The sequence below is a fragment of the Leptospira interrogans genome, from assembly GCF_900156205.1.
Taxonomy (GTDB): Bacteria; Spirochaetota; Leptospiria; order Leptospirales; family Leptospiraceae; genus Leptospira; species Leptospira interrogans.
This window is the reverse complement of the sequence record NZ_FTNA01000052.1, coordinates 1-5,399: the sequence shown is the minus strand read 5'-3', so window position 1 is coordinate 5,399 and position 5,399 is coordinate 1. Positions and strand designations below refer to the sequence as shown.

Here is a 5,399-nt window from a genome sequence, read left to right as displayed (position 1 = left end):
TCGAGGTTGTCATTCAATTCGAAGAGTGATTGTTCAAGCGGCTTGGAGTCTGGTTCGTTGTCAACACGGTGGTAAGGTAAAAGAGTTCTATCAAAGGTTATACCTTAAAAAAGGTGCTAAAAAATCGATCATCGCTACTTCACGTAAAATGATCGAAGTTCTTTACGTAATGATTCGAACCGGAAAACTTTTCGATTCTATGCCTGAGAATATATTAAATCGAAAATTAACTCAATATGGTCTTATGTAAAAAAAAATAACGGGAGGGCTTGACACAAGAAACATAGGAAAGCGTTGTGTTGAGTTTCCCTATTTTTGATGGAGGTGGTAAGGTTTCGGAAAATTTTTCTCTATCAGAAAAACATACTTTTTGCAAATAAAAAGACTCATTCTTGTCGGAACACTTGAAAAATGTGCGTTTTTGAGTCTTCTCATTCTAAAATCCTATTAACTTGTGGGTAAGGTTATGATTCTTCTGGGTTGCTCTGCAAGCCGTTCGAGGAACCACATTCTAAATTGTAACTAAAGACAATATATTACATTATGATTCCTGTATACAATTTATTAACCAGAGCTTGAGAGCCCGGTTCGGCTTACTTATGGCAAGCAAGATTCACCCAGATTTTCTTACGTCTAACTCATGTTATGCTATCTGAGTTTTAATTTTCCCGTTGAACACAAAACAGTGATTTTATGTAAAAATTACATTGGAGGACGATGACTGTTTTTAAATTTTATAAAAGTTTCTTTAAGTTCTTCGTTTAACAAAACAAAAACAATCGGTTGTATGATCCATTATCATTCCTGTCGCTTGCATAAATGCATAACAGATTGTAGAACCTACAAATTTAAATCCTCTTTTTTTAAGAGCCTTACTCATTGCGTCAGATTCAGTACTTTTATTCGGCACATCTTTGATCGTTTTCCAAGAGTTATAGATCGTTTTATGATTCACAAAACCCCAGATAAATCGATCAAAGGTTCCATATTCTTTTTGAATATTCAAAAATTCTTGTGCATTTTTTATAACAGATCTAATTTTTAATTCGTTACGCACAATTCCTTTGTCTTTTAAAAGAGACTGAATTTTATTTTCTTTATAAGCAGCCACCTGAACAACATCAAAATTGCCAAAAGCCTTTCTGAAATTTTCCCTTTTTCTTAGAATTGTAATCCAAGAAAGCCCAGCCTGTGCCCCCTCCAACACCAAAAATTCAAATAAGAGTCTATCATCATGTACAGAAACTCCCCATTCTTGATCGTGATATTTTACGTAATCCGAGTCCTCGGTAACCCAAGCACAACGTTTTGGTTCTTTTTGTTTTTTCATCTTTATCCACAATTACTCAGAACTATATAATAAAGTATCTAGGACTATCTCAAAAATATTTTATCTTTGCTCAAAATACCAATTCCGATTATTCTTACTACTCGGCACATAAAATAATACTATTCTGAGCCCTGTTTCAAAACTTAAAATGTGAGATCTCACACAAAAAAACCAACGATTTCAAATTAGAAATAATTTTTTTAGAAATTCTACGTCTTTCTGAAATCACCCATTCATTTTCTGTTACCTACCTTTATACGCTCGAATAGTAAAATGGCTTTTAGTGCTTTGTGCTGAAATAGGGTTTTACAATAAAAATTTACGATACTCAATTTATAAGGATTAACAAGAAGCCAGGTTTTTAAAGTTCAATCTATGAATGGAAAATGAAATTAAAGGTTGAAAAATTTATTCTCCATTTGTTTCCATTGAATTGAAATGGACAATGAAGCAATTTTGCTAATCTGGGCTATAGAATTTTTCAAAAACTCTTTTGTATCCTATCTCTTGAAAAAATCCCAAAAACCTTTTCACTTCATGGTTACTTCAAAATCCCATTTACACAAATATAAATCTTACTTGATAATCACCATCGTGCGACATGGTCTTCAGCCCAACCTTGTCCGCTTGTAATTTTATATTCGTTCTTTCCGAGCCTAATTATACCTTCAAACGTTCCGATCATTTGATGAACAGAGGACGCAAAAATTCCAATATTTGTCGAAGCTTTTCTATGAAATTCGGGTACAAACCTTAAATCTATAGCTTGAGAATCCTTTGTATAAAGATGCCAAGGTTTCATCCAGTTTTCACGATCTATTTCAAAGATCGCATCAGAAGGAATTTTATAGATTCTACCGTTAATTAAAATAGCATTTTCTGTCGTGCCAGTTCCATCCGTCCATCCAGCTCCTAAATTTATTCCTACCGTATATCCTGCGTTATGCGACACCATGGAAGCCCAATTCCATTTGGTAGAATAAGGCCATACGCCCCTTCCATAATCCATACAAGCAAAAGAAGATTTAGGTTCGAATTTGTATTCCATTGCTCCATAACGAACAAACCCGCGAGCTCCGACTCCGAACAATTTTTCGGTAAATTGAAATCTTCTTTTAGACCAAGGTACAACTACGTTTAAGGTTTCCCAACTTTCGGGAACGGGAACCTCTATTTCAGCTTGAACTGGAATTTTATTTTTAAGAGAAAAATTGACCGAAAGACGATAACCTTCTTCTTCTCTGAAAAATTGAATACGAGCGTTTTTTCCTATATAAGTCGCATTACTGACTACGAGCTGACCTAAGCTAACTCCAGAACCAAAAGGAGTAAGAATGGTACCTTCCTCAAAGTTTCCTGTTTTTCGATCGAGCCAATATACAAAAATTACTCCCGCATAATCCACGTTAGATATTGTAAAGGATACCAAAAAATTCTCGTCATAGATACACCAGTAATTCCATTTTTTCTTTCTCAAATAATGATTACTTAAGTTACATCTATGGAATGGTTTTTTAGACCAGCCTACGGCATTCAAATTGAGATTTCCAGATTTATCGCAAAGATTCGTTTCTTGTCTAATTTCAGTTTCTAAGTTCATCTTAAGAACACTTTTTGTAAGTTATCTGCACGGACCCGAAAAGTCGACTTCTTTCTTCCACATTTGTTATAAACTTTCGAATAGGTCAAAATACCCTATCTTTTCGAGAACTTCTTTTCGTAAGAATCTCCAATCTTTTTAGTCGAAGAAAAGTATCTAACGTGAGTTCGATGAGTCACCGCGGGAAAGTCAGTACCGCGCTGACGCGCGACAGGGATCGATGCGAGGTCAAGTTATTGATATATTATAATAATATAATGTTATTCTAGTTTTCAATAACTTGACCAGAGCGGAGAGCCCGGTCCCGCCTTGTTGCATTCAAACTTAATTTTGCTATACATTGGCGGGAGTCGCCAAAGTCGAACTTAATTTATTTAGAATAGGAGTTATCTTTTGGCTCGCGTTTATCTTTTTATTTTTATTTTCATTCAAGCTTGTTCGCCTATCGGAGAATTACTGAATTTAAACGAGTCGAATTCAAAATCATTCGATCCATTGTGGATCGCGGGTCTAATTCAGAGTAATAACCCTACTCCTCTTGACGACTCGAATACTTCGAAAGAAGACATCGTAAATAAAAATGTCTTAAATGCAAACGTTGACATTCCAGAATGGACTTTATTAGTTGGTGCACCTAACGCAAATATTACGGATTCAGCGCTTACAATTGATAGAGATGGATTTATCTACATTGCTGGAAGTACCAACGCCGGTATTTACAGTGAAAATCTGATTGGAACTAGAGATATTATTCTTGCAAAATACAATTCTCGAAAACAAACAATCTGGACAAAACAAGTCGGAGTTCGTGGTGTAAGTTTAAATGTCGCCGATGTTGAAGTAGATCAAAGAGGAAACGTTTATGTTATCGGCAAGACATCTGGTAATTTTGCAGGCCGACTTACAGGGAGACAAGATTTATTTGTAATCAAATTCAATACAAATGGAAATGAAATCTGGAGAAGACAAAAAGGGTCCAGAAATCAGAACCTTATTCCTGAAAAAGCCTTCGTAGATCAATCCGGAATTTCCTATATAGTTGGTATATTATATAGAGAACAAATTATAGGAGAATCAGTAACTGGGTTTCTATTTAAAATAGACAGCCAAGGAAATTGGCGTAGGGACTTAAGTATTTCAATTCCCGAAGGATCAGTTTATCCTCAAGGGGTCGTTGTTGCAAACAATACAGGAGATATATTTGTAACTGGAACTACAAATGCAAACTTACAAACCAATAGAGTTCCTAGTACAGGAAATTCTGATCTTTTTATTCTTAAATACGATAGAAGTGGAAGAAGGCAACTCTTTGCACAACTCGGTCAAGTTTTGAGTAGAACCGAAAGTAATTCTATCGCTTTGGATTCCTTTGGAAACGTTTTTGTAGGCGGGATGAGTAATGCAAATTTCGAACCGGAAGGAGAAGTGGGTGAAAGTAATCGTGGAATTTTAGTAAAGTATAATTCTCTTGGTGTTCGACAATGGATTCAATATTTAGGACCCATCGACGGTAATAGAACTACTGCCATCAACGCACTCTCAATAGATTCGGAGGGAAACATTTTCACAACCGGTCAAAGTAATCATATGGTAGATGGAAGACAGAATGGGATCGGAATGGATTTATTTTTAACCAAACATGATTCTTTGGGAAACGAAGAATGGGTCCGACAAATTGGAATCAACAATGCAATGATAATAGGAAATGAAATTGGACAAGATCAACAAGGAAATCTTTATTGTACAGGATGGACCGAAGTCTCAATCAATGGAGTTGCTACTCAAGGAAATTCCGATTTATTCCTTTTAAAACTCAGATAGCATAACATGAGTTAGACGTAAGAAAATCTGGGTGAATCTTGCTTGCCATAAGTAAGCCGAACCGGGCTCTCAAGCTCTGGTTAATAAATTGTATACAGGAATCATAATGTAATATATTGTCTTTAGTTACAATTTAGAATGTGGTTCCTCGAACGGCTTGCAGAGCAACCCAGAAGAATCATAACCTTACCCACAAGTTAATAGGATTTTAGAATGAGAAGACTCAAAAACGCACATTTTTCAAGTGTTCCGACAAGAATGAGTCTTTTTATTTGCAAAAAGTATGTTTTTCTGATAGAGAAAAATTTTCCGAAACCTTACCACCTCCATCAAAAATAGGGAAACTCAACACAACGCTTTCCTATGTTTCTTGTGTCAAGCCCTCCCGTTATTTTTTTTTACATAAGACCATATTGAGTTAATTTTCGATTTAATATATTCTCAGGCATAGAATCGAAAAGTTTTCCGGTTCGAATCATTACGTAAAGAACTTCGATCATTTTACGTGAAGTAGCGATGATCGATTTTTTAGCACCTTTTTTAAGGTATAACCTTTGATAGAACTCTTTTACCTTACCACCGTGTTGACAACGAACCAGACTCCAAGCCGCTTGAACAATCACTCTTCGAATTGAATGACAACCTCGA

General features: G+C 35.5%; 3 protein-coding genes and 2 pseudogenes. 2 read left to right on the top strand and 3 right to left on the bottom strand.

The features are described 5' to 3' along the window. Positions 1-250, top strand: a pseudogene (locus BW942_RS20630) (IS110 family transposase); the annotation flags it as partial. 498 nt (positions 251-748) lie between these two features. Here BW942_RS20630 and BW942_RS20625 read toward each other — a convergent pair. Together BW942_RS20625 and BW942_RS20615 are read right to left on the bottom strand one after the other, a co-directional pair. Beyond that, positions 749-1,330: a DNA-3-methyladenine glycosylase I gene (locus BW942_RS20625; RefSeq protein WP_000744267.1), complete on the bottom strand. Its 582-nt coding sequence runs from the start codon at positions 1,328-1,330 to the stop codon at positions 749-751. A gap of 586 nt (positions 1,331-1,916) precedes the next feature. Beyond that, a complete protein-coding gene (locus BW942_RS20615; RefSeq protein WP_001047667.1) occupies positions 1,917-2,930 on the bottom strand; it encodes a DUF2804 domain-containing protein in 1,014 nt (337 codons plus the stop codon). A gap of 393 nt (positions 2,931-3,323) precedes the next feature. Between BW942_RS20615 and BW942_RS20610 the strand changes: the two genes are divergently transcribed. Continuing rightward, positions 3,324-4,751 carry an SBBP repeat beta-propeller lipoprotein, LipL53 family gene (locus tag BW942_RS20610; RefSeq protein WP_000135118.1) on the top strand — a complete coding sequence of 476 codons (1,428 nt, stop codon included), beginning with the start codon at positions 3,324-3,326 and terminating at the stop codon, positions 4,749-4,751. 398 nt (positions 4,752-5,149) lie between these two features. On the opposite strand, the pseudogene BW942_RS20605 reads toward BW942_RS20610, so the two are convergent. Continuing rightward, a pseudogene (locus tag BW942_RS20605) lies at positions 5,150-5,399 on the bottom strand (IS110 family transposase); the annotation flags it as partial.